Origin of the sequence: Chitinophaga eiseniae, assembly GCF_012641265.1 — a bacterium.
GTDB classification, from domain to species: domain Bacteria; phylum Bacteroidota; class Bacteroidia; order Chitinophagales; family Chitinophagaceae; genus Chitinophaga; species Chitinophaga eiseniae_A.
In genome coordinates this window covers 688,847-713,349 of sequence record NZ_JABAHZ010000002.1, presented here as the reverse complement: position 1 = coordinate 713,349, position 24,503 = coordinate 688,847, and the positions used below count along the sequence as shown (strand labels likewise).

Annotated in this window: 23 protein-coding genes and 1 riboswitch; of the genes, 13 read left to right on the top strand and 10 right to left on the bottom strand. The window is 46.3% G+C overall.

Annotated elements, in window-relative coordinates:
• Window positions 1–7: 7 nt before the first annotated feature.
• The gene (locus tag HGH91_RS10595; protein WP_168738417.1) at window positions 8–586 is read right to left on the bottom strand and encodes a GNAT family N-acetyltransferase; all 579 of its coding nucleotides are present in this window, start codon (window positions 584–586) and stop codon (window positions 8–10) included.
• Between the two features lie 45 nt (window positions 587–631).
• Window positions 632–790 carry a hypothetical protein gene (locus HGH91_RS10590; RefSeq protein WP_168738416.1) on the bottom strand — a complete coding sequence of 53 codons (159 nt, stop codon included), beginning with the start codon at window positions 788–790 and terminating at the stop codon, window positions 632–634.
• A gap of 211 nt (window positions 791–1,001) precedes the next feature.
• Here HGH91_RS10590 and HGH91_RS10585 point away from each other — a divergent pair, with 211 nt between their 5' ends.
• The 3 genes from HGH91_RS10585 to HGH91_RS10575 all read left to right on the top strand — a co-directional run bounded on the left by HGH91_RS10585 (window position 1,002) and on the right by HGH91_RS10575 (window position 5,019).
• Window positions 1,002–1,907, top strand: coding sequence for an NUDIX domain-containing protein (locus tag HGH91_RS10585; protein ID WP_168738415.1), 906 nt, complete (start codon window positions 1,002–1,004; stop codon window positions 1,905–1,907).
• A 17-nt stretch (window positions 1,908–1,924) separates the two neighbouring features.
• Window positions 1,925–3,334 (top strand): nicotinate phosphoribosyltransferase, encoded by a 1,410-nt coding sequence (locus tag HGH91_RS10580; protein WP_168738414.1) that lies wholly within the window; start codon window positions 1,925–1,927, stop codon window positions 3,332–3,334.
• A gap of 98 nt (window positions 3,335–3,432) precedes the next feature.
• Window positions 3,433–5,019 carry a transferase gene (locus HGH91_RS10575; RefSeq protein WP_168738413.1) on the top strand — a complete coding sequence of 529 codons (1,587 nt, stop codon included), beginning with the start codon at window positions 3,433–3,435 and terminating at the stop codon, window positions 5,017–5,019.
• A gap of 54 nt (window positions 5,020–5,073) precedes the next feature.
• On the opposite strand, the gene HGH91_RS10570 is transcribed toward HGH91_RS10575, so the two are convergent.
• From HGH91_RS10570 to HGH91_RS10540, 7 genes are all read right to left on the bottom strand, one after another.
• Window positions 5,074–5,946 carry a hypothetical protein gene (locus HGH91_RS10570; RefSeq protein WP_168738412.1) on the bottom strand — a complete coding sequence of 291 codons (873 nt, stop codon included), beginning with the start codon at window positions 5,944–5,946 and terminating at the stop codon, window positions 5,074–5,076.
• A gap of 156 nt (window positions 5,947–6,102) precedes the next feature.
• Window positions 6,103–9,285 (bottom strand): efflux RND transporter permease subunit, encoded by a 3,183-nt coding sequence (locus tag HGH91_RS10565; protein ID WP_168738411.1) that lies wholly within the window; start codon window positions 9,283–9,285, stop codon window positions 6,103–6,105.
• Between the two features lie 40 nt (window positions 9,286–9,325).
• Window positions 9,326–10,396, bottom strand: coding sequence for an efflux RND transporter periplasmic adaptor subunit (locus HGH91_RS10560; RefSeq protein WP_168738410.1), 1,071 nt, complete (start codon window positions 10,394–10,396; stop codon window positions 9,326–9,328).
• A gap of 44 nt (window positions 10,397–10,440) precedes the next feature.
• Window positions 10,441–11,796 carry a TolC family protein gene (locus HGH91_RS10555; protein ID WP_168738409.1) on the bottom strand — a complete coding sequence of 452 codons (1,356 nt, stop codon included), beginning with the start codon at window positions 11,794–11,796 and terminating at the stop codon, window positions 10,441–10,443.
• Between the two features lie 26 nt (window positions 11,797–11,822).
• The gene (locus HGH91_RS10550) at window positions 11,823–12,437 is read right to left on the bottom strand and encodes a TetR/AcrR family transcriptional regulator (RefSeq protein WP_168738408.1); all 615 of its coding nucleotides are present in this window, start codon (window positions 12,435–12,437) and stop codon (window positions 11,823–11,825) included.
• Window positions 12,438–12,448: 11 nt separating this feature from the next.
• Window positions 12,449–13,054 carry a TetR/AcrR family transcriptional regulator gene (locus tag HGH91_RS10545; protein WP_168738407.1) on the bottom strand — a complete coding sequence of 202 codons (606 nt, stop codon included), beginning with the start codon at window positions 13,052–13,054 and terminating at the stop codon, window positions 12,449–12,451.
• 242 nt (window positions 13,055–13,296) lie between these two features.
• Window positions 13,297–14,556: a pyridoxal phosphate-dependent aminotransferase gene (locus HGH91_RS10540; RefSeq protein ID WP_168738406.1), complete on the bottom strand. Its 1,260-nt coding sequence runs from the start codon at window positions 14,554–14,556 to the stop codon at window positions 13,297–13,299.
• Window positions 14,557–14,940: 384 nt separating this feature from the next.
• Between HGH91_RS10540 and dnaN the strand changes: the two genes are divergently transcribed.
• The 3 genes from dnaN to HGH91_RS10525 all read left to right on the top strand — a co-directional run bounded on the left by dnaN (window position 14,941) and on the right by HGH91_RS10525 (window position 17,535).
• Window positions 14,941–16,059 carry a DNA polymerase III subunit beta gene (gene dnaN, locus HGH91_RS10535; protein ID WP_168738405.1) on the top strand — a complete coding sequence of 373 codons (1,119 nt, stop codon included), beginning with the start codon at window positions 14,941–14,943 and terminating at the stop codon, window positions 16,057–16,059.
• 341 nt (window positions 16,060–16,400) lie between these two features.
• Window positions 16,401–17,225, top strand: a complete 825-nt coding sequence (locus tag HGH91_RS10530) for a sterol desaturase family protein (protein ID WP_168738404.1) — start codon at window positions 16,401–16,403, stop codon at window positions 17,223–17,225.
• 58 nt (window positions 17,226–17,283) lie between these two features.
• Window positions 17,284–17,535: a hypothetical protein gene (locus tag HGH91_RS10525; RefSeq protein WP_168738403.1), complete on the top strand. Its 252-nt coding sequence runs from the start codon at window positions 17,284–17,286 to the stop codon at window positions 17,533–17,535.
• A gap of 1 nt (window position 17,536) precedes the next feature.
• On the opposite strand, the gene HGH91_RS10520 is transcribed toward HGH91_RS10525, so the two are convergent.
• Window positions 17,537–18,016, bottom strand: a complete 480-nt coding sequence (locus HGH91_RS10520) for a lipocalin family protein (RefSeq protein WP_168738402.1) — start codon at window positions 18,014–18,016, stop codon at window positions 17,537–17,539.
• Window positions 18,017–18,090: 74 nt separating this feature from the next.
• A riboswitch (TPP riboswitch) is annotated at window positions 18,091–18,197 on the top strand.
• Window positions 18,198–18,250: 53 nt separating this feature from the next.
• Between HGH91_RS10520 and thiS the strand changes: the two genes are divergently transcribed.
• From thiS to thiH, 7 genes are all read left to right on the top strand, one after another.
• The gene (thiS, locus tag HGH91_RS10515) at window positions 18,251–18,454 is read left to right on the top strand and encodes a sulfur carrier protein ThiS (protein ID WP_168738401.1); all 204 of its coding nucleotides are present in this window, start codon (window positions 18,251–18,253) and stop codon (window positions 18,452–18,454) included.
• An 83-nt stretch (window positions 18,455–18,537) separates the two neighbouring features.
• Window positions 18,538–20,394: a phosphomethylpyrimidine synthase ThiC gene (gene thiC / locus HGH91_RS10510; RefSeq protein ID WP_168738400.1), complete on the top strand. Its 1,857-nt coding sequence runs from the start codon at window positions 18,538–18,540 to the stop codon at window positions 20,392–20,394.
• Window positions 20,391–20,975 carry a thiamine phosphate synthase gene (locus HGH91_RS10505; protein WP_168738399.1) on the top strand — a complete coding sequence of 195 codons (585 nt, stop codon included), beginning with the start codon at window positions 20,391–20,393 and terminating at the stop codon, window positions 20,973–20,975. The genes thiC and HGH91_RS10505 overlap by 4 nt, the downstream gene beginning before the upstream one ends.
• On the top strand, window positions 20,951–21,703 hold the full coding sequence (locus HGH91_RS10500) for a hydroxymethylpyrimidine/phosphomethylpyrimidine kinase (RefSeq protein WP_168738398.1): 753 nt from the start codon (window positions 20,951–20,953) through the stop codon (window positions 21,701–21,703). Before HGH91_RS10505 ends, HGH91_RS10500 begins: the two co-directional genes overlap by 25 nt.
• Window positions 21,700–22,338: a thiamine phosphate synthase gene (locus tag HGH91_RS10495; protein ID WP_168738397.1), complete on the top strand. Its 639-nt coding sequence runs from the start codon at window positions 21,700–21,702 to the stop codon at window positions 22,336–22,338. The genes HGH91_RS10500 and HGH91_RS10495 overlap by 4 nt, the downstream gene beginning before the upstream one ends.
• Complete coding sequence (locus HGH91_RS10490) at window positions 22,320–23,093, top strand: thiazole synthase (protein WP_168738396.1); 774 nt, start codon at window positions 22,320–22,322, stop codon at window positions 23,091–23,093. The genes HGH91_RS10495 and HGH91_RS10490 overlap by 19 nt, the downstream gene beginning before the upstream one ends.
• Before the next feature lie 30 nt (window positions 23,094–23,123).
• Window positions 23,124–24,254 carry a 2-iminoacetate synthase ThiH gene (thiH, locus tag HGH91_RS10485; protein WP_168738395.1) on the top strand — a complete coding sequence of 377 codons (1,131 nt, stop codon included), beginning with the start codon at window positions 23,124–23,126 and terminating at the stop codon, window positions 24,252–24,254.
• Window positions 24,255–24,503 lie beyond the last annotated feature (249 nt).

Here is a 24,503-nt window from a genome sequence, read left to right as displayed (position 1 = left end):
TCACCGCTTAATTCATCAACACTATAGGCGATTCCGGCATCGTATTAACATATGGCGTAAGGTCGAGATACATCTGCTTGGTATCTACGTTCTTATCCATATGGTCAAGATATTGAAACCCGTTTCTTTCATAGAATCGGGTAGATTGCGCATAGGCATCAACAGTTATCAGCTTACAGGCGCATTCGTTATTATGTTTAACGGCCAGACCGATAATCCAGTCAATGATTCCCTTTCCAATACCTCCTTTTTGCACTTGGTTAGATACACCTAGCCGCCCAATTTTCATGGCAGGATAATACTCCAAATGCCTTTTGGGATGGCTCACAATTCCTCTACGAAATTTCTTGAATGCACTCTTTGAAACAAAATCCTGCTCCCGTATCCAAAGGCTATCATTGAAAACGCTGAAGAAAGCGACAGTTCTTTCCTTGTCTTTTAGCAGATAGGTTACAGCCAGCAATTCATTTTTGTAATGAAGAGCTTTCGACAGTAAAAATTCGTTTAATTCAGTATCTCCACAATCAAAAGTTTTTGCAATAGACTGTGTGTCTATCTTAGTAAGGGTTAATCCAGTAAAATTCATGTTGATAAGGGTTAATCAAACAAACAATCTTTTCAAATACAACAGTTAATCCTTTTTAAGCATCGCGTTAAACAGCTGAACATTTCTCTGCCATTCTTCAAATCGTTCCTGACTAATTTTCTTGTCTTTATTGGCCCGAATAGCTGCAAGAAATCGAGTGGCGGCCTTTCCTGTTAAAATGGTTGGTCTAATTTTTCTAGGCATTTTCAGATATGATTAATGGTGATTAATGACTACAAAAATAGCGGTTTTATTTCACGACAAGAAAATTTTCAATAATATTTTAACAACAGACTAATAATATATTATCATTTTGATCTAGTGATTTTATTTTGTGTACTTTTTACAAAAAACATTTTGCTGATTCAAATTCCCTTTCTATATTTGTGTAACAATTACACAAAATAGATCGGACATGCAAAACACAAAACCCACAGGAGTGATCATCGCCCGCTTCCAAACACCTTCCCTCCATGAAGGCCACCTGGAGCTGATCCGGCAGGTTAAACAAAAACATAACCGTGTCCTCATCATCCTTGGCGTTAGTCCGGTGAGAGGCAGCCGCAAAAATCCGCTCGACTACTACACCCGCGAGCGGATGATCAAACAGGCGTTTCCAGAAATCATTGTATTACCCCTGAGCGATCAGAAAAGCGATACCGTATGGTCACAGAAACTGGATGAACTGCTTCACAACAATTTTCCTCACGAAACCTTTTTATTATACGGCAGCCGCGATAGCTTTATGGGTACTTATTCCGGTCGCTATACCACCACAGCACTGCCACCTGTAAAAGATTATAACGCCACCGCCATGCGGGAAGCCATATCAGATAAAGTGTTTGATACGGAAGAATTCCGCGCCGGCATCATCTATAACACCTATAACCTATTTCCGTCCGTATATGCTACTGTAGATATTGCATTATATAGAAACAATAAAACACAGTTGCTGCTGGGCCGCAAACCAAATGAAGCCGTATGGCGGCTCCCGGGTGGTTTTTCCGACCCAACCGACGATAGCTTCGAACTGGCTGCTACCAGGGAATTGCAGGAAGAATGCGGCGCACTGGAAATTGGCCCTATGCAATATGTAGCCTCCATACGGGTAAACGACTGGCGCTATCGCGCTGAAGTAAATAAAATTATCACCACTCTCTTCAGCACTGACCTCGTATTCGGAGAACCCGCCGCCAACGACGATCTCGAAGAAGTAAAATGGGTAACAGTAAAGGATATACCAGGCATGATCAGCCGGAACGAAATCGTGGATACACATCTTCCGCTGATCGCTAAACTCACTGAAAAATATACTTACTAAGACTAAAATATTGAGATATGACAAAGGAAAACCTCATTCTCCTCGCCGACGCTTACAAATACTCTCACCACAAATTATACATCCCTGGCACTGAGTACATTTATTCTTACCTCGAAAGTCGCGGTGGTAAATTTGATGAAACTGTGTTCTACGGACTCCAATATTTCCTGAAAGAATACCTCGCGGGCATTGTATTTACCAAAGAAAAGCTGGACGAAGCCGAAACCATGCTCACAGAAGTATTCGGACGTAAAGACGTATTCGACCGCAGCCGCTTTGAATATATTATTGAAAAACATGGCGGTAAACTGCCCATCCGTATCAAAGCAGTTCCCGAAGGCACGGTGGTACCCGTACGGAATGTGCTGATGACCATCGAAAACACCGACCCGGAATGCTTCTGGCTTACCAACTTCCTCGAAACACTGCTCATGCAGGTATGGTACCCATGCACCGTAGCCTCTGTATCAAGAGAAATTAAAAAAATAGTAAAGAAATATTACGATGAAACCGCCAGTGCAGCAGCTTACGCAGGCATCGACTTTGTACTGAACGACTTCGGCTTCCGGGGCGCCAGCTCCGTAGAAAGCGCCGGTATCGGCGGAAGCGCTCACCTGGTAAGCTTTTCCGGCAGCGACACCATCCCCGGCTCCATGTTTGCCAAAAGATACTACGGCGCACCTACCGCACCGGGACTCTCTATCCCAGCCACAGAACACTCCGTGGTAACCCTGCTGGGTGAAAAAGGAGAACTGGACATCTTCAAACACATTCTCGATACATATCCAACCGGCACCATCGCCTGCGTATCCGATTCTTACAATATTTTCCGGGCCTGCGAGGAATACTGGGGAACCGAGCTGAAAGAAAAAATTCTTAAAAGAGACGGCACCCTGGTTATCCGCCCCGATAGCGGCGATCCGGTACAAACGCTGCTCCGCATATTTACCATCCTCATGGAGAAGTTTGGCTATACCACCAATGAAAAAGGCTTTAAAGTATTGCCACCACAGGTGAGGGTCATACAAGGCGATGGCATCAGCTATTCTTCCATTCCTGGTATATTTGAAGCCCTGAAACAAGCTGGTATCAGCGCCGAAAACCTGGTGCTGGGCATGGGCGGCGCCTTACTCCAACGCGTAAACCGCGACACTCAGGAGTTTGCACTCAAATGCGCTTACGCCGTAGTAAACGGCCAACCCATTGATGTACAGAAAATGCCGGTGGAAATGGATGCGAACGGCCAACTTCGTACTTCTTTTAAAAAGTCAAAAGCCGGTAAACTGGCCCTGATAAAAGAAAACGGCGAATTTAAAACGGTAGCCGCCTCTACCCAGGCAACAAATCTGCTGCAAACAGTGTTTGAAAATGGGGAAGTGGTACGTACCTACACCTTCGAGGAGATACGCAAGGCTGCCACTTTATAAAAATATCCTTATTTCTTCCAGAAAACGTTTACCTCAGCGGGTTGTATCATCAAACGATACAACCTTTTTTCTTTACTAACATTTCTTAACTTCAGGGCATGCATTTACTCATACCCGGCCGTCACCACCTGCTGACTGACTTTCAATTCAAATATTTAAACCGTCTTATCAAATGCCAGCTGGATGGCGAAAAGGACGTATATGGCACGCCGTTAGTGCCCCAAACTATACAGGGAGTGATCTTCGCCGTTACTTCGGCCAATCACCTGGGTACTAAGCGCAACCCCGTTCCATTCTACCTCCGGTCCATGATCATACAGGAATTCTCCAATTCACTGGATGTACCAGCCTTCGTGTATGGAATTGACGACGTTGGCGTAATCAACGATTTCCCGGAATACACCATCAAAACCATTCGCCATTCCAGCGAAGGCCTACATGCGCTCACCCCGGAAAATACCATCGTTATTTGCTCTACCGGCGTAAAGGAAATGTACCTCCAGCATGGATTCCGGGTATTGCCCGCCGAATGGGACCCCGCCAGCAACCAGTTTACACAACCCATGCCCTGGGATGTGGTAAAACTCATTGCACAGACAGGCGACTGGCGGAAAAATAAAACCATCCTCGATCAGATGCACCCGGCATCGTTCAAAATATGGTCGCTATACGGCGTAGGGGAGAAGGTGCAACATATCCTGAAAGATCCTATCATAGGCGCTGATGGCGACCTTACTGCCACCCGCGATTATAACGTATACGTGAAACAAATGGACGATATCGCGGCACAGAAATACCGTGAAACCGCGCCATATATACAACCCGGCAATATCGGCGATATTGGCTGCGCCGCAGGCTCCTGGATAAAAATAGCCTGCGAAGACGATCGCCTCCATGAGTGCGACTTCTACGGCATCGAAGTATCCCGCCACCTCTACGATATCTGCCTGCAACGGAAACATAATGGGGAATTTGCCAACCCTTCGGTATTCTTTTCTCAAAAAAATGCCGTCACCAGCCTGGTGTTTGAAGCCGGTAGCATGAATACCATTCACACCTCTTCTCTCACCCATGAAATAGAATCTTATGGCAGCAGGGAAGACCTGATAGCGTTTATACGTAATCGTTATAATGAACTCGTTCCCGGCGGTGTATGGATTAACCGCGATGTAGTAGGACCGGAAAACAAAGATGAAACCATCTTACTCTGGTTAAATGACGAAGACGGAGAAAACAACCTGCCCATGCCCGAAAACCACACCACACAGGCGCTGGCAGCCTGGCTGGGGCAACTTTCTACCATGGCGCTGTTCAAACAATTTGCAAAAGACTTTCGCCACCAGGAAGGGTTTCAACTACCGCACGAATGGATTAGCATAGCCGGAAAAACTTATGCCCAGCTGTCGATGCAAAACGCATGTGAGTTTTTATTTAAGAAAGATTACCACGACAACTGGCTCAGCGAAATGCATGAAACCTTCTGCTTCTGGAATTATAACGACTGGAAATCAGCCCTGGAAGAAGCGGGACTCCGGCTAGACAACCTCTCCACTACCTGGAGAAATGAGTGGATTGTAAAAAACAGGTTGGAAGGAAAGGTACAACTGATGCGCCCGTGCATTAATGATGTACCTTTACCTATCCCTTTCCCTGTTTCACATATGTTGTTGATGGCCAGGAAATAATGAGCCTGCCGCAGGCCCCTGGCCAAAGCCTGCGGCATTGCTATATATAGGATATTATAAACCCAATTTTTTCAGCGGCACTATCACCAGCTTATTATCCAGCAATTGAGGCACCAGCAAAGTATGGTGTTTCGCATCCAACGCAATATCCGCCGGAGAACGCATACCCTCTATTTTCGTATAATTCTTACTGTTAGTATCGTACACGTAAAAGTTCCCTTTCACCGGATCTTTAATCGTAATCCAGTCAGATACCAGTAAGCGGTGATCATCCAGCTGCACAATACCATCAAAAAGCCCGGTTGGCGTACCTTCTACCGGTTCAAAGGTGGCGTTGTCATCGTGTAATTTTTTAGCAAATATTTTACCGGTACCGTCCAGGTTGGCTCCCATGGAGCATACATAAATATTGTCGCTATGCGCATCATACAGCACACCATTAGCCGTTACAATATTTCCTTTTAGAATAGTAAAGTCGCTGGTACGCACATTCACCAATAACACCTGGTCTTTAAATGAATCTGTAATAACTAAGGTACTGTCATCTACCCGGCTCAAATCATTGAGCAGCGCGGCTTTCCCTTCCAGGTTCAGGTCAAATATTTTCTTCCGGGTAGATATATCGTAACCTTTTATATGGTCAATATCAGCTACATACAGCACATTATTGATAACCTCCAATCCCTTGGGGGCATTGAGTACATCATCAAAATATTTCAGGGATAACTTACCCTTGCTATCTATATAAGAAATAAAACCATCTCCATCTTTGGCTACGGGATCCAGCTTTGGGCCTATATCCGATACGAAGTAGCCACCATTGGCCGCCACCACACTTTCCGGGTTAGAGAGGCCGGAAATGCTTTGCTGCGCATAGGAGATAAAAGGAGCGAATAAAAAGAGAAAAGCGGGGAAATACTTTTTCATAAGATGTTATTTGCCGCAAAAATACTCCACGGCATTTTCATCTCATTTGTGGAAACGAAAGAACTTATTGTTAATATCAAAGAAAAAAAAAGCCGGGATATGATTATCCCGGCTATTACCTAAACCTACAACTGTTACACTGTTAGTAACATATCTTTAATTAACATGAATTTCATTTAAAGGCACTTCTTCGTAAGAAGCCACCATCCGTTGCCTGATATAACGTTTGGTAGACAAACGACCAATACCAAACTTAGCCATTGCCTTATCCACCACCATGTATACCACCGGCACCACAATCAGGGTCAGGAACATGGAGCTGATCAATCCTCCGATGATAGCCCAGGCCAATCCATTTTTAATAGCACCTACACCACCCGTTGCCAACGCAATAGGCAACATACCGATTACCATAGCGATCGTCGTCATCAGGATGGGACGTAAGCGCGCATTGTTGGCATGTATCAGCGCATGATAGGTACTTTGGCCCTGCTCTTTCATCTGGTTGGTAAAGTCGACCAGGATAATCGCATTCTTCGCCACCAGGCCGATCAGCATGATAATACCCAATATGGTAAAGATGTTCAGCGTATTGTTGGTCAATGCCAGTGCCAGGAGGGCGCCGATAATCGCCAACGGAATAGAGAACAACACTACAAACGGATATATATAGTTATCGTACAGCGCCACCATGATCAGGTATACCAGCACAATAGAAATCAGCAATGCCGCTCCTAATGTGCCAAAGGAATCACCCTGGTTCTCAGCATCTCCACCCAATACATAACTGATGCCTGTCGGTCTCCCCATTTTTGCCAGCTTATCGGTGAACTCCTGCGTTACTGTACCGGAAGGGCGCCCCATTACCTGTGCCTGCACAGATACGGATGTGTTTTTATCCCTTCTTTCGAGGTGGCTCGGACCGGAACCTTCTGTTACCGCGGCAAATTGCGATAACTTGATGAGCTGACCTTTATCATTAATAAACTGTATGTTAGAAACATCCTGTAGGTTCTTTCTATTGAACTCATCAAAGCGGATGTTGATATCATATTCATAGTCTCCCTGGCGGAATTTCACCTTGGAATCATCGGCAGTACCACTGAATGCAGTTTGCATAGTTCCACCCACCCCGTCGAGCGTAAGCCCCAGTGCGGCCATCTTATCACGGTCTACCTGCACATTGATTTCCGGGTTCCCGTCTTCCACGGACAGTTTCACCTCTGTAGCACCACTGATGGTTTTAAGGGTATCCATTGCTCTTTTGGCGTAATTCATTACACTATCTAGCTCTGTACCCATCACAATCAGCTCCACCGGCGCCCTTTCGGCAGTACCCATAATACTTACAGCAGTCGTTTTCACTTTAACACCGGGCAAAATGTTTTTCAGTTCCTTCTTGATCTTTGCGGCATAAATATCTGAAGCGTCGGCACGTTTCTCAGGATCCACCAGCATCACTGTGATCTCTGATTTATAGGCGGTGGACTGGGAGTTACCAAACCCATCTTCACTGGTTTGACCAACCGTAGTGATCAAACGGGTGATCTCTGGTTTTTTATTCAAATATTTTTCAGCTGTTCTGGTGGCCAGGTTTGTTTGCGCCACAGACGCATCTTTCGGCATTTCCAGCATCACAATAAACTGTCCGCGGTCACCTTTCGGAATAAACTCACCTCCGATATAACCTTTACCCAACAGCATGAAAGATGCGAATAACAGGCCTATCGCTGCAATCAGCGTAATGGCCTTATGTGCCAGCGCCCATTTGAGCAACCCAGTCATCCAGTTGGTGAACTTTGTAAGCTGTGCCTCAAACCAAAGGATAAATTTCCCAAACACATTCTTACCTGTAATATGCTCCAGTTTACCAAAACGGGAGGATAGCAACGGTACAATCATGAAGGACGACAACAAGCTCAACATCGTTGATATCATTACCACCACACAGAATTCCCGCAGGATCTTTGATACCAGTTCATTCGTTAAAGAGATCGGCAGAAATACCACCACAATTACCAGTGTAATGGATGTAACGGTAAACCCAATTTCTTTCACCCCTTCAAATGCAGCACGCACACGGTTTTTACCCATCTCCATATGGCGATAGATGTTTTCCAGTACCACGATGGCGTCATCCACAAGGATACCTACCACCAGCGATAATCCTAACAGCGACATGAGGTTGAGAGAGAAACCCATCAGCTTCATACCAATGAAAGTAGCGATCAGCGAGGCCGGAATGGAGATCATTACGAACAAGGCGCTGCGCACACTATGCAGGAACAACAACATTACCACCGCCACCAGCACTACCGCAAGGATAAGGTCATGTATCACAGAATCAGCAGACTCCAGCGTAAAGTCGGATGAATCATTGGCCACCAGTATTTTGAGGCCATTAGCTGCATAATCCTTTTCTATCTGGGCAATGGACTTCTTCATTTCCTCGCTCACGGTTACTGCGTTGGCATCCGTTTGCTTCTGCACCTGCAACGCAATGGCGCTTACACCATCCACACGGGCAATACGGTCTGCGTCTTTCTGTGCATCCTGTACATCCGCTACATCTGTAAGACGCACCTGTGTACCATCTGCCGTTGTTTTCAGCACCAGGTTGCGGAGCTGATCCACGTTTTTATATTTACCTGCCAAACGGATCAGGATCTGCTCATTGGCCGTTTTTACCTTACCGGTAGGGAAATCCAGGTTGGCATTGGTGATCAGCTGGCGCACCTGCATAATAGATAAATTGAATGCCTCCAGTTTCTTCGGATCTACGTTTACCTGTATTTCACGTTCCTGGCCGCCAATCAACGACACCTGGGCTACGCCCGGTAAACGGGATAGTAAAGGTTGCAGCTTCTTATCTACCAGGTCATAAAACTGTTTATCATCCATTTTAGCAGTGGCCGACAAAGTCATGATCGGCAAGTCATCCAGCGAAAATTTATTCAGCGATGGTGGCTTTGCATCACCAGGCAAGTCGGCCAGGATCGCATTTACCTTGCGCTGTGCATCCTGCAGGGCAATATCCACATCGGCATCGTTATTCAGCTCAACGGTAATAACCGACAAACTTTCGGATGATTTGGAAGTGATCTTTTTGATCTTTTCCATAGACGCTACGGCATCTTCAATCTTCTTGGTGACACTGCTCTCCACTTCATTGGGAGAAGCTCCCGGATAAATGGTAGCAATAGTGACGATAGGGGAGCTGAACTTGGGCAACAGCTCGTAGTTCAACGATTTATAACTCATCACGCCCAACAGGGTGAGGATGGTAAATACCACCACCACTATTGTGGGTCGCTTAATCGATACTTCAGTAATCTTCATGTTGCAAAAATTTGGTCAAACACCAGATACATTTCCTCGGTTACTTAACGGTTTGCTGAACGGCTACCGTAGCGCCATCTGTCAGGTTAATCTGACCGCTGGTAATTACTATGTCTCCTTCGTTCAGTCCTTCCCGTACTTCTACCTGGTCGCCTACAATGCGGCCGGCTACTACTTTACGTTTCTTCGCCATATTGCCTTCCATCACATACACTTCGTTACTGTTTACACCACCAATAAAGGCGGTACGGGCAATGAAAATAGCTTTATCTGCTTTCGGGTCTACGAAGTGGGCAGTACCGTACATACCTGCTTTCAGGTCTTTCCCGGCAATATTGCCTACTTCCATTTCTACCGGGTAGTTGAGGGAGTTATCGCCTTTTGCAGCAATAAAGGTGATGGTACCTTCGTACGTTGTTTCGGGAAATACGCTGGAGGTAACAGATACTTTCTGTCCTTTGCTCAGGGTCACTACCTGTGCTTCAGGAACAGATACCGCCAGTTTAAGACGGGATACATCTACGATGTCGAACATTTTTGTTCCAACGGAGAGATAAGCCCCTTGTTCTATATATTTTTTATTGATAATTCCGGAGATAGGCGCTTTTACATAAGTATCGCTTACGCGGCGACTAGCGGCTTCATAACGGGTTTTGGCCACGTCGTACTGTAACCGGGCATCATCCATTTGTTTCTGGGTAACGCCACCTGTCTGGAACGCGCTTTCATATCTTTCCTTATCTACTTTCAGCTGGTTGAGGTTAGCTTTTGCAGATGCAAGATCCGTATTCAAGATCTCACCATCAATGTAGGCAATGGCTTGTCCCTGTTTTACTACACTGCCTTCATCTACGAGCAGGCGGGTAATACGGCCGGCGGTTTCTGCCAGGTACGACAATTCGCGCACGGGCGCAAAGTTTCCGTTGGCCAGGAAGCCCTGGGAAAAATCATTGCGGGTTACTTTCTGCACCAGTACAGGAATATCGCCGATATTACTTTGTTTTACAAATTCAGTTTTAGCTTCGTTAGCCTTTTTATTAGCGTTGAGCTTCCACATGATCAGTACCACTGCACCTACCGTTACCACTCCCCATATTATAAACTTTTTCATCTGCAAATAGTTTGTGTGTTCTATCCTTGTTTTCGTTTATACATTTAGTTTAGGAGGTCTCTCAGACTTCCTTTGCTTTTTATGATTTCCAGCTCTGCCAGCTTATACTGCAACAGTGCCTCGTTGTAGCTGTTTTGTGCGTCTGTCAGCGACGTTTCTGCATTCAGCAGGTCTGTTAAGCCTGCCAGGCCCAGCTTATAATTGTTCTGGGTAGAGTAGAACACTTCGTTAGCCAGGTCTACGTTTTCTTTTTGTGTAGTGATGGTAGATAAATTACTACGTACCATCAACTTGGCATTTTCGTAGTCGGTGTTCAGTGACAGCTCGGTATCTTCCAGCTGTTTGTTGAGCTGACGCAATGTTACATTGGACTGGTTCACTTTTGAGCGGCGGCCAAAACCATCGAAGATGGGTATCTTCAGGGAAACGCCGATGGCGGCAGCGCCATACCAACTGGTAGAATTAGATGGATCTTTCTGAAAAGCAAACTGCTGACTCATACCATTGTAGGAGTATCTTCCAAACAATGACAACGAAGGATAATATTCTGCCAGGTAAGCTTTCTTCTGCAACTGTTGCAGCTCTTCCTGCTTCTTCAGTAATTTATATTCAGTTCTGTTGCTCAGGTTCATATCATCATATTGCAATACGCCGGCAGCTTTGTTTTCTATCTCCTTCAGCGAAGCTGGAGGTAACAGGAAGGTTGACTGCAAAGGCATGCCCATCACCTTTTTCAGGTTGTTGGTTTGCGTAGCATATTGATTCTGTAACTGTGTACGCTGAGTCAGGTTGTTGGTAAGATTTACCCGGATACGGTCCAGGTCAATCTTTTTTGCCAGGCCATTATCAAACTGCGATTTGGTGGCAGTTACCAGTGCTGTAAGTTTTTCGATATTACTGTTGATGGTAATAATCTTTTCCTGTGTTACCAAAAGTTGGTAGTACAACTGTGACACGTTGTAGATCACGGTTTCGGTGGATTGCGCTGTTTGCAGCCGATAATATTCTTCGCCCGATTTAGCCGCTTTCAATCCTGTGAATACAGCCTTGTTAAAGATTTGCTGGTTCAGTTCCGCACCTACGGTGGCGTTGTATTTCACGCCAAATGCCACTAAAATGGAGCTGTCCGGCTTACCAAAAATGGCACCTGGAAGCAGTGATTTCTGCAGCATCAGGTTATCGGTGTAAGAGGCATTACCATTCAGCTGTGGCAGAGCCTGGGAGCGAACTTCCTGGGTTTTGTACTTACCCATTTCTTCGTCCATTTTTGTCCTGGCCAGTTGTTTATTATTTGCCAGGGCAAACTTCAGTGCTTCCTGTAAGGTAAGCTGCGCTTGGGCATAGCCATTATATACCCCTATCCCTACGAGGAGGATAAGCGTTAACTTTAATCGCTTCATAAAATAAATCTGTTAGCGGTAGTAGTTTATTCGTCTTCTTTAATTTGCAGGTACTGGTTTGCCAGTTTATGTCCTTTGAGTGTAGCAATGCCCAGGATGAAATGGGCGGTTACTTGTTCCATTACCGTGTGCATTTCAAATTGATCTGCCGGGTATTGGATCGGGTCAAATGCTGCCTCCAGCTGCAGCTGGCGCATACGTGCTACAATATCTGTATGAAGATGCTGACGGTATAGGCCTTCCGTCATACCTCTTTCTAAATTTTTACGGATGTTACACAATATCCCCTCAGCCTTAAAGCTTTCCACACTTTTCCAGGTATCGGGATGATACTTCTGGATTTCATACAACATCACAGGGTTCTGCGTTTTCGCGATATTGGTGACATACTTCATATTGCGTACCATTTCTTCAATCGCATTGTCGGTGGTGGCCATACATTCGTTGAAATACGCCATATGATTATTAAGCAACTGCTGCATACCTTCGTCTATCAGCGCCTGTTTGTCTACAAAATGCTCGTATACTGTTTTCTTGGAAATACCGCAATCACGCGCAATATCAAACATGGTTACTCCTTTAACACCATAGGTTTTGAACATTCTCAGTGCTGTTCCGAGTATCCTTTCTCTCATTTCCATGGTTTCCGTTGTTATGCTTTTAATCCTTTTATAAAGATATCCAGCAGTTGCTTTTGTTTTTCTACCACCTTATCCATTTCTTCTTCATCCATTTCAAAATCTTCCCTGGGGTCATCCATCAGCGAGAAACGTATTCCTATTCCTGACAGTACCAGCAGTTCTGCTACCTGTGCAGGGTTGTCTGTCTTAAATTCCCCTGAGGCAATACCTGCTTCAATAATACGGGTGTGGAGATGTATCTCCCTTTCCCGTGCTTTCCGCTTTTCCTGTTGAAAGAGGGCGGTATTGTCCTGTAGGATCTTAAATATTTCCAGCCGGCAAAATCTGATGATGAATTCCTTCCGGAGATCTATAATATTATATAAAGCCTGGGTGGCGGATGTCAACAGTTCCCCTTCTTTTTCCATTTTACTGAAGTATGCTTCCGCAATCTTTTGGAGTACGGCAACGTGCATAGCTTTCTTATCAGGAAAATAATAGTACAGCGAAGCCTTGGAGCAGTGAAGATCATCTGCTATCTCGTTCATCGTTGTTTTAGAAGCGCCATAGTGAGTAAAACGCTTCAGAGCCGCTTCGAGGATTTTATCCCTCATTTCATCTTTAGCTTCTGTGTGCATTAACCTTTTGACTTTTTTAGTTTCAAAGTCAAAATTAGAAAGTTTTTTTGAATTAGTAGCGCGAGTTGACCTTTTAACAGCTATTTAACTTTTTGATGACAAAAGTCAAAAAGTCAAAAAAGAGAAGATGGGAAGAGAGTGAAAGCTCGTATATGATTGATAATCAGACACAAAAAAAGGAGAGCGAAGACAGTTACCTGTCTTCACTCTCCTTCAAAATATATTTTCAGGAAGTGACCTGGTTATTTCAGTTTTTCCAGTGCGCTCTGTAATTTTTCGAACATTGCCGGAATTTCTTCCTTCACGCAGGTCCCTACGCTGAGGCGGTACCAGGGTGAGTTTTTAGCAGATCCGAATGCGTAGAACGGTACCAGTGCCAGTTTTGCTTCATTCAGGATGTAGGAAGTAACCGCAGCCTGGTCAGCCAGCACCGTACCTTCAGCCGTTTGTTTACCTACGAGGTCAAATTTAACGGTGAGATAGATGGCCGCCTGTGGTGCAATCGCTTCTACCTGATGACCAGCTTTCTTCAGCTTATCGAAGCCATTGTAGATTTTTACCAGTCTTTCCTCGATTTCTCCTTTAAAGTGCTGGAGGTATTTATCCACATTCTCTTTCTGTACCAGGTAGCGGGCGGCAGCTTTTTGCTCTGCCATCGGGCTCCAGGCGCCTACGTGAGAGAGAATGGATTTCATTTTACCGATTACGTGTGCGGGACCTAAAGCCCAACCCACTCTTACGCCGGTAGCAGCAAAGGCTTTACTCATACCATCGATAAAAATGGTATAATCCTTCATTTCCGGACGGAGAGAAACGGGATTGTAGTGATGTGTTTCACCAAAGGTAAGCACCCAATACATCTGGTCGAACATTACATAGAGTGGCTTTTCACCGGCACCCCTGCTTTTGTTCTCCGCCAGTACCAGGTCACAGATTTCTTCCAGCTGATGTTTATGGAAGGCGGTACCGGTAGGGTTTTGCGGGGAGCAAAGCGCCAGGAGAGTAGCACCTTTTAACAGTGGCTTCAGTTCAGCCGCCGTAGGCATAAAGTCGTTTTCCGGCGTGGTTTCCAATACTACGTGCTCCGCTTCGAGGAAATGGGTGTAGTGATTGTTATTCCAGGAAGGCGTGGCATATACTACTTTTTCACCGCGATCCACAATGGTACGGAAGGTAGCATAAATGATCGGACGACCACCACAGGAAATCACGATTTCCTTAGCCGGATCATAAGTCAACCCTTCCCGTTCAGCTATAAAACCACCTACTGCCTGTCTTAACTCCGCAATACCATCTGCAGGAGGATAGTTCGTCAGGTGCTCCTTATAGGCTGTTATGATTTCCTGTTCAAATTCAACCGGGATGGGAAATACCTTCGGGTCAAAATCGCCAATCGTGAAATTGTAAATCTTCTCACCCTTGGCCTGTTTCTCCTTTATTTCAGCTGCTAACTTAATGATTTCGGATCCAATCAGTGTTTCGGCTAAATGAGACAGTTTCATAACCTGCTTTTTTTTGTTGGTTTTGGAATAATTTTTCAGCGCGGCAAAAGTAACCGATTTGAAGATAATTTAAAAGAACGGGCTAATTCTTTTCACATTCATCAATAATAATATGTCGCCATTAAATACCATCTAATAAAGACAGTCCTTTTTAACAATAACGCATAGTATTATCTTAAAAATAAATATATGAAGGCCTGCAAATCGTTGTGTAAAACCACATTATCTTAGTGTATAAGATGTGATGAAATTAGGGCGAATGTCGAAACTTTCTATCTTTGTTTACTGTACATTTGACCTTTTATGGGAGGTAACGCTTTGAGTCAGGCCAGTCCCTCTATGGTTACCCATCACCAAAAAATGATAAGCAAACTTATATAGATCATGAAATTTATTGTTTCTTCCTCTACTTTATTAAAACAATTACAACAAATCAGCGGGGTGATCAATTCTAACACAGTATTACCAATACTGGAGGATTTTCTGTTCCTGATTGACAAAAATGAACTGACTGTAGTTGCTACTGACCTGGAAACTGTTATGCGGGTGAAGCTGGAGGTGGAAGCCAAGGAAAGCGGAAAAATCTGTATTCCGGCGAAAATCCTGATGGACTCCCTGAAAAATCTGCCTGATCAACCGCTGACCTTCCATATTGACCTGAATTCTTACGCAGTAGAAATCACTTCAGACAACGGTAAGTACAAGGTAATGGGTGAAAATCCGGAAAACTTCCCGAAAGAACCTGCTGCCGATGATACTACCTCCTTTACCATGGCTGCTACCGGCCTGGTAACGGCGATTAATAAAACCCTGTTTGCCGTGAGCAACGATGATCTGCGCCCCGCTATGACCGGCGTATTCTTCGAAATCTCCCCCGAGAGCCTCACTTTCGTAGCTACCGACGCCCATCGCCTGGTAAAATACGTAAGAACAGACGTGAAATGCCCGCAAGCCGACAGCTTCATTGTACCTAAAAAGCCTTTGAACCTGCTCAAAACCGCTCTGCCAGACAACGAAACCGAAATTAAAATTGCCTATAGCCAGAACCACTTCTTTGTACAGCACGAAGGCGCCCAGATGATCTGCCGCCTCATCGACGCCCGGTTCCCCGACTATAAGGTGGTAATACCTAAAGACAATCCATATCGGCTCACCGTCGTGAAAAGCGACTTCCAGAACGCTTTGAAACGCGTAGGCGTATTTGCTAATAAGAGCACTAACCAGGTAGCCCTCAGCATTACCGGCAGCGAACTCCAGTTATCTGCCCAGGATGTGGACTTCTCCTTTGAAGGTAACGAACGCATGAGCTGCCAGTACACCGGCGATGATATGCAGATTGCCTTCAACGCCAAATTCCTCATCGAAATGCTCAACGCTGCCGAAGGCGATGAAATTTCCATCGACCTCGCCACCGCTACTAAAGCCGGTATCCTCAGACCTTCTGAAAAAGAAGAAAATGAAGACCTGCTCATGTTGGTAATGCCGCTAATGTTGAATAACTAGTATTCTTTCTTAGCGAAACGCTAAAAGGAAAATACTTATAATTAAAAAAATATACATAAAGCAATCTCCCACAAAGAGGTTGCTTTTTTCTTTACCCATGGCCCTTAAAGCCCTTTATTTATTCCCCAAATAGTTGTAATTTTTACCCGGAATCAACCCGGGGAATACACCCGAAAGGTTCAGAACAGTAACGCAGGGATAATAACAGTAACTTATAACGTACTGTGTATTATAATCATTCAGATCGCTCCCCATATCCACCCGTATTGATTTTGTTTGCCTGGTCAGGAAAACCAACATAAGCGTAGCGTAATATTTCGACAACATATACTTTACCAGTTATGGTAAGCTTTTTTGAACATATTCCTTCCGCCTGGCGTACCGCTATACTCATAAGTGGGCTGGTACTGTTATGGATAATAGAAGGGATCGCTCCACGGTTCCGGTTTGGAGCCAACCGCTACCGTCATGCCGGTACCAACCTGTTTTTTACACTGACTACGGTAATTGTAAATACAGGATTGGCGTTCCTTATTGTAAAAGCTTCCCGGTGGACCGGCGAAACCCATTTTGGGGCGCTTTACCTGGTACCACTTCCACTTTGGCTACATACCATCCTCGCATTGCTGATGCTCGATTTTATCGGCGCCTGGGCTATTCACTGGGTACAACATAAAACCGCCTGGCTATGGCAATTCCATAAAATTCATCATATAGATACCCAGATAGATGCCACCACCGCTCTCCGGCATCATCCGGTGGAAAGCCTCTGGCGGGTCATAGCGCTCTTCGTGGCCATTATTACCATGGGAGTCCCTTTCTGGATGGTGATGTTTTATCAGAGCCTGTCGGCCTTCCTCTCCCAGTTTAACCACGCCAATATCCACCTGCCGCAATGGTTGGATAACGCGCTGAGCTGGGTCATTGTATCGCCCGACATGCACAAGGTGCACCACAGCCGCTACCAACCGGAAACGGACGCCAATTACGCCAATATATTCTCTATCTGGGACCGGCTCTTTGGCACCTTCGTAAAAGTACCAGACACGCTTGCCCTCAAATATGGATTGGATGAATACCAGGACGCCCGCTACCAGGACGTAGGCACACTCTTAAAAGTTCCCTGGGAACATGCGGCGACCATTAAAGAAAATGTAAGCAGTTAATACGATAAGCTATAGATGAACAATATTCCTCCACCTGTTTTTCAAAACTTGAATATATATGCAACACTCAACAACCGCAACAAAGACAGCCTGTATCTCAGCTCTCATTATCGGGGTATTATCCGCCGCATTTGCATTCACTACCAAAACACCTGCATATGCAGTAAGCGCCGGTTGTGTAGCCATCATTATAGGCCTGATTTCCTTATTTATAGGAAGAAAAAATATCGATGATATGCAACTCGCCGCGGCCGGTATATTTATGTCGGTAGTAGCCTGCCTGGTAGGACTCTGGCAGATCTACAACTGATCTACCCGTTCCGTTTCAGGTACTTTTCTCTGTACCCTTCGGCGGCCTTCACCGGGAACAGTATCAGGGAAGTGTCTGTAAGCTCTTTAATAATGGTAGTATCAACAATCGTAGAAGTATCTTTTACACCTTCGGAATGATTCCATAACAATAAGGTGTCGTGCGCCAGTTCCCATTTTTCGTACACCAGGGTGTACATGTTAATAGACCTGGCCGTTCCGTTCTTTCTTAATTGAAAACCCTGCATCTCCTTGTCCAGGCCTGCTACAGGCTGTATCCACTTTCCTATGAGCTTAGCTGCATCCACCTGCAGCGTTGTATCTGCCACAGCGGTAATGCTGTCAGTAATGCCGGCATTACTGCTGTCTACGATACTTATCAAACTACTATCACCCTGTAATTCCTCCTCCTCCGCATGCTGCTTGGCACGGTTACAGGCAATGGCCAGTATCAATAAACACCCTAAATAGATTCTTCCCATAAATTAAAAATACGAATTACTGGCATCTATCAAATTCTAATTCGCATTTCCTGTTTTTTTTATTTACTTTTACGCCCACACTTTAGGGGTGTTTATCCGGATTATACCCGGATAAACTGAGATGATACCCTCAGTACCTGAAGCAGCTCATACTGCCGTAGGGAAAAGTAACTGAACCTTTCTCATCTTTCCACATCCTTAAAGTTTATTGTTTCACCTAAATTCCAAATCAACATGGAAGTGCATGTAAACAATAAACTTTATGCGGTGCAGCCAGGAACAACCATTGCTGCACTCTTACAGTTTATTCAAATTTCTGCTCAAAAAGGCATCGCAGTGGCCATCAACAACCAGGTAATTCCTAAAAGCCACTGGGAAAACCAATCCTTATCTGCTGCCGATAACATCACTATTATCAGGGCCACACAAGGCGGATAAACGCCGCATATTCTTTTTCGTATAACCATTTCCGTAGTTGCTGCTACGGAACGGGCATTGCTATCTCTAAAAATCTACCGATCATGCAAAATAAGCCTGCGGCATTGAGCCGTACTCCTTTTTCTGCGTCAGAAAAAATTTATGTCGACGGTCAGCTGCACCCTATTAAAGTAGCCATGCGCAAAATAACGCTAACGGATACACGCATTCATGGAAAAACCGCTGCAGCGGTACCCAACGCGCCCGTTATTGTATACGATACCAGCGGCGCCTTTTCAGACCCTGCCATTGACATTGATGTAAGCACCGGCATTCCCCGTATCCGCGAACAATGGATCACACAACGGAATGACGTGGAACAACTACCCGAATACAGCAGCCCCTTTGTACGGAGCCTGATGAAAGAAGGTGGCAAAATGCCGCTTATGAGCCATACCCACCGCCCGTTGCGCGCCAAAACCGGCCGCAATGTAAGCCAGTTGTACTATGCGCAACAGGGCATTATTACCCCGGAAATGGAATACATCGCCATCCGGGAAAATCAATGTGCCGATAAACTATACGAAGAAAATAACGCACTCTGGCAGCAACATGCCGGCCACAGCTTTGGCGCTAATACCCCGGTTAAATATATTACGCCGGAATTTGTACGCCAGGAAATAGCTGCCGGCAGAGCTATCATCCCTTCCAATATCAACCACCCCGAAAGTGAACCCATGATCATTGGACGCAACTTCCTGGTAAAAATCAATGCCAACATCGGCAACTCTGCCGTGAGCTCCAGCATCGAAGAAGAAGTGGAAAAGTCTGTATGGGCCTGCAGATGGGGAGCCGATACTATCATGGATCTCAGCACCGGAAAAAATATTCATGAAACCCGTGAATGGATTATCCGCAATTCCCCCGTGCCTATCGGCACTGTGCCCATTTACCAGGCGCTGGAAAAAGTAAACGGAAAAGCAGAAGCCCTTACCTGGGAAATCTTCCGCGATACGCTAATAGAACAGGCAGAACAAGGCGTTGACTACTTCACCATTCACGCGGGCGTATTACTAAGGTATATACCGTTAACGGCTAAACGCACTACCGGCATTGTATCCCGTGGAGGTTCCATTATGGCCAAATGGTGCCTGGCGCATCACCGGGAAAACTTCCTCTATACTCACTTTGAAGAAATATGCGAGATCATGAAAGCCTATGATGTAGCATTTTCCCTGGGAGATGGATTACGCCCCGGCAGCATCGCCGATGCAAATGATGCCGCGCAGTTTGCCGAACTCGAAACCCTGGGCGAACTCACCAAAATAGCCTGGAAACACCAGGTACAGGTAATGATTGAAGGTCCCGGCCATGTGCCCATGCACCTCATCAAAGCCAATATGGACAAGCAGCTGGAACATTGCCATGAAGCACCTTTTTATACCCTGGGCCCCCTCACCACCGATATTGCCCCTGGATATGATCATATCACTTCCGGTATAGGCGCCGCTATGATTGGCTGGTTTGGTACGGCCATGCTCTGCTATGTCACCCCCAAAGAACACCTGGGATTACCCAATAAAGAAGATGTACGGCAGGGTGTAATTACCTATAAAATAGCCGCACATGCAGCCGACCTGGCCAAAGGCCACCCCGGCGCACAACACAGGGATAATGCCCTCAGCAAAGCCCGTTTCGAATTCCGCTGGGAAGACCAGTTTAATTTATCACTCGATCCTGAAACGGCCAGGGCTTATCACGATGAAACGCTTCCTGCCGAAGGTGCCAAAATAGCGCACTTCTGCTCTATGTGCGGACCCAACTTCTGCTCTATGAAGATTACCCAGGAAGTAAGAGATTTCGCCGCCAGAGAAGGATTGGAAGAAACAGCGGCCGTAACGGCTGGCATGCAGGAGAAAGCCGCCGCATTTGCAGCACAGGGAGGAGAAATTTATTTATGATTTGGGTGATCACATCTCCTGATGCCGTACCCGGTGAAGGTATCATCATCGGTGAACTATTGCAGGCCGGCGCTTCCCGGGTGTTAATCCGGAAACCCGGATGGACCATGGAGCAATACATTAGTCTGCTGGCCCATATTGACCCGGTATGCTATCCACGTATTGTTATCCGGGACCATGCTTTACTGGCAGGCGTTTATGGCCTCGCAGGCGTTCACTGGAGCGGAATACGGGCAGCCGCCAATAAAAATATGCTGGTAACTACCAGGGAGAATAGCATCGGCATACACACAGTAAGTGAAATAACGTCGACGGATATACGCTACAATACATTGTTACTTAGCCCGGTATTCGACAGCATTTCCAAACCAGGCTATGCCGGCCGGCACCAGGCGATTCCTGTCAATAACCGCAGAACGGTACTAGCATTGGGTGGTGTGGATCATACCAATATACATTTATTAAGACAATGGCATTTTTCGGGTGCAGCCCTCTTGGGAAGCATCTGGAGAACGCCGGAAAAGGCAGTGGAGCGTTACTCCCGTATTCAGCAATTATGGAACAAGAGCGCCCTTATGTGATGAGTTTTGCAGGCCTGGACCCCAGCGGGGGTGCAGGTTTGCTGGCAGATATCAAAACATTTGAACAACACAGGGTATATGGATTGGGGGCTTGTACCGCTATTACCGTACAAACTGCCGAACAGTTTGTATCAGTAGAATGGCTGCCGGTTTCGCAGATACTGGCACAGGCCAGGCCATTACTGGCATTACATCAGCCCAGGTACTGCAAAATTGGTATCATGGCAGATATCCAGTCGATGCAGGAATTGGTGCGACAGGTAAAACTATTGGTTCCCGGCATCCGCATCATATTGGATCCGGTGCTGAAAGCCTCTGCCGGCCATTCTTTCCATAACAGTATACAGCAGCAAGCCTGGTTGGAGCTGCTGTCAGACATCTTTCTGCTCACGCCCAACTACGATGAAGCGTTGTTATTATCCGGGCTTAACGATGGGGAAGCGGCGGCCAGAACCCTGGCAGAACGCTGTGCCATATTGCTGAAAGGAGGTCATCATAAAAACAAGCCAGGGTACGATATGCTATACACGGGCGATGTGATACAGACCTTTCCACCGGTACTGACATCGGTATATCCCAAACACGGCTCCGGGTGCGTATTATCGGCCGCCATCACAGCCGGGTTAGCCAATGGGTTGTCGCTATCAGAAGCCTGCTATAACGGGAAAGTATATACGGAAAAATTATTAGCCAGTCATTCATCACTAACAGGATATCATTACATATGATCAGTCACTTACATTACATATCACAAACACCACATACCAACCATATCCAGGCGGCCTGCGATGCTGGCTGCAAATGGATACAGCTGCGTATCAAAAATGAATCGCCGGCAACTATTTTGCCGGTAGCCGAGGCGGCCAAGGCCATCTGCGACCGTTATCAGGCCCGGCTGATTATTAACGACTATCCACAGATCGCCATCGCGGTAGGTGCTGCCGGCGTACATGTAGGCAAGCTGGACATGTCTGTGGCGGCAGCACGGGCTGTTACTGGTCCGGAGCTCATTATCGGCGGCACCGCCAATACGCTGGAAGACATCCTGCAACATGTACAGGATGGCGCCAGTTATGTAGGAGTGGGGCCATTCCGGTTTACCACCACCAAACAAAATCTCAGCCCCATACTGGGGCTAAAGGGCTACCAGTCTATTATGCAGGGGCTGAGAGAAAGAAATATATCCATTCCCGTTATTGCTATTGGCGGTATACTGGCGGAAGATATCCCTGCCCTGCTGGAAACGGGGATACATGGAATAGCCGTAAGCGGACTGATCTCCGCCGCCAACGACAAACGCGCGGTAGTACATCATATTCAGGCACAATTAAACCAAACAGCCACATGGAACCACTCCTCTTAGCCGACAAATCGTTCAGCTCCCGACTATTTACCGGCACCGGGAAATTTTCTTCGCCCGAAGTCATGGAAAGCGCGCTGCTGGCTTCCGGCAGCCAACTGGTAACGGTAGCCATGAAGCGGGTCGATATGGATAATAAAGCCGACGACATGCTACAGCACCTGGCGCATCCAGGGCTGCATTTGCTTCCCAACACCTCTGGCGTACGCACTGCCAGGGAAGCAGTATATGCCGCCCAGCTGGCCCGGGAAGCCATGGAAACCAACTGGATAAAACTGGAGATACATCCTGATCCCCGCTACCTGATGCCCGATCCGGTGGAAACGCTACAGGCGGCCGCTGAACTGGTAAAGCTGGGATTTGTGGTATTGCCTTACGTGCATGCCGACCCCGTGCTTTGCAAGCGCCTCGAAGAGGTGGGAACAGCCGCCGTAATGCCACTGGGCGCGCCTATTGGCAGCAATAAGGGCCTGAAAACATTCGACTTCCTGGAAATTATTATTGCTCAAAGCAATGTACCGGTTATTGTAGATGCCGGCATCGGTAGCCCTTCACATGCAGCACAGGCTATGGAGATGGGCGCCAGTGCGGTATTGGTCAATACGGCCATTGCAGTGGCCCGCAACCCGGTGCAAATGGCGGCTGCTTTCAAGGCTGCAGTAGAGGCCGGGCGCATGGCCTATGAAGCCGGACTGGCAGGCAGCAGTCAGCATGCAGTGGCTTCCAGCCCGTTGATTGCATTCCTGGATGAGGCTTAACCTATTTCATCATCTCTTTAACGCTATATCATGTTTAAAAGCATATTTGACCAGTATGATTGGGAGGAAGTGAAAGCCAGTATCTATGCTAAAACATCCCGGGATGTGGAGCAGGCGCTTCATCACCAACGCCGTACCCTCGATGATTTTGCGGCGCTTATTTCTCCTGCGGCAGCGCCATACCTGGGGCAGATGGCAGCTATCAGCCATGCCCTTACCCGGCAGCGATTTGGCAATACGATGCAGCTGTATATTCCCATGTACCTGTCAAACGAATGCCAGAACATCTGTACTTATTGCGGGTTTAGCCTGGATAACAAAATCAGGCGAAAAACCCTTTCTTCTACGGAAATATTAATGGAAACAGCCGCCATCAAGGAAATGGGCTTTGAACATGTATTGCTGGTAACCGGCGAAGCCAGCCAGTTGGTGGGAGTCGATTATTTCAAAAAGGTGTTGCAATTACTCCGTCCGCATTTCGCCAACATTTCCATGGAAGTACAGCCCCTCGATGAAGCCGATTACCGGGAATTGTCTGCACTGGGCTTACATACGGTGCTGGTATACCAGGAAACTTATCACCAGGACGATTATAAAAAACATCATCCGAAAGGACGTAAGTCTAATTTTGACTACCGCCTCGAAACACCCGACCGGCTCGGGAAAGCGGGCATCCACAAAATGGGCCTCGGCGTGTTGATAGGACTGGAAGACTGGCGAACCGACAGCTTCTACACCGCATTACACCTCAACTACCTGGAAAAGCAGTATTGGCAAACCAAATACAGTATTTCTTTTCCCCGGCTACGGCCATTTTCCGGTGGTTTAACGCCCAAGGTAGAGATGAGCAACCGGGAACTGGTACAACTGATTTGCGCGTACCGGTTATTTAACCAGGAAGTAGAGCTTAGCTTATCGACCCGGGAAGATGAGGTGTTCAGAGATCATATTGTCCCCCTGGGAATTACATCTATGAGCGCAGCGTCTAAAACGAATCCCGGTGGTTATACCGTAGATCCGCAGTCGCTGGAACAGTTCGAAATTTCGGACGATCGCAGTGCGGCGGCTATAGCAGCAATGCTGAAACAGCAAGGGTATGAGGCAGTATGGAAAGATTGGGATCCTGCTTTTTCAGGGGAAATAAAAAAGGTGGCTGGTTAGACCACCTGACTAGTTATTGTTGTTTTTCATGGGGGAGGTTAAAAGTATTACAAGGAGTACTTCTCTCAATCACACTAAAGTTAATGCAGCCTAAAGAAACTAAAAAGCAGAAAAGCAAACTGAATAAAATGAACAGCCTGAAGCCAAGTGAACAAACCGTGCTTTTATTTTCCGGGTTTATCTGTTTTTTCGCTGTTTTTGAAGGCCGCGGCAAGTATTAAAAAGGGCTGCTTCTGATAATGGAGAAGC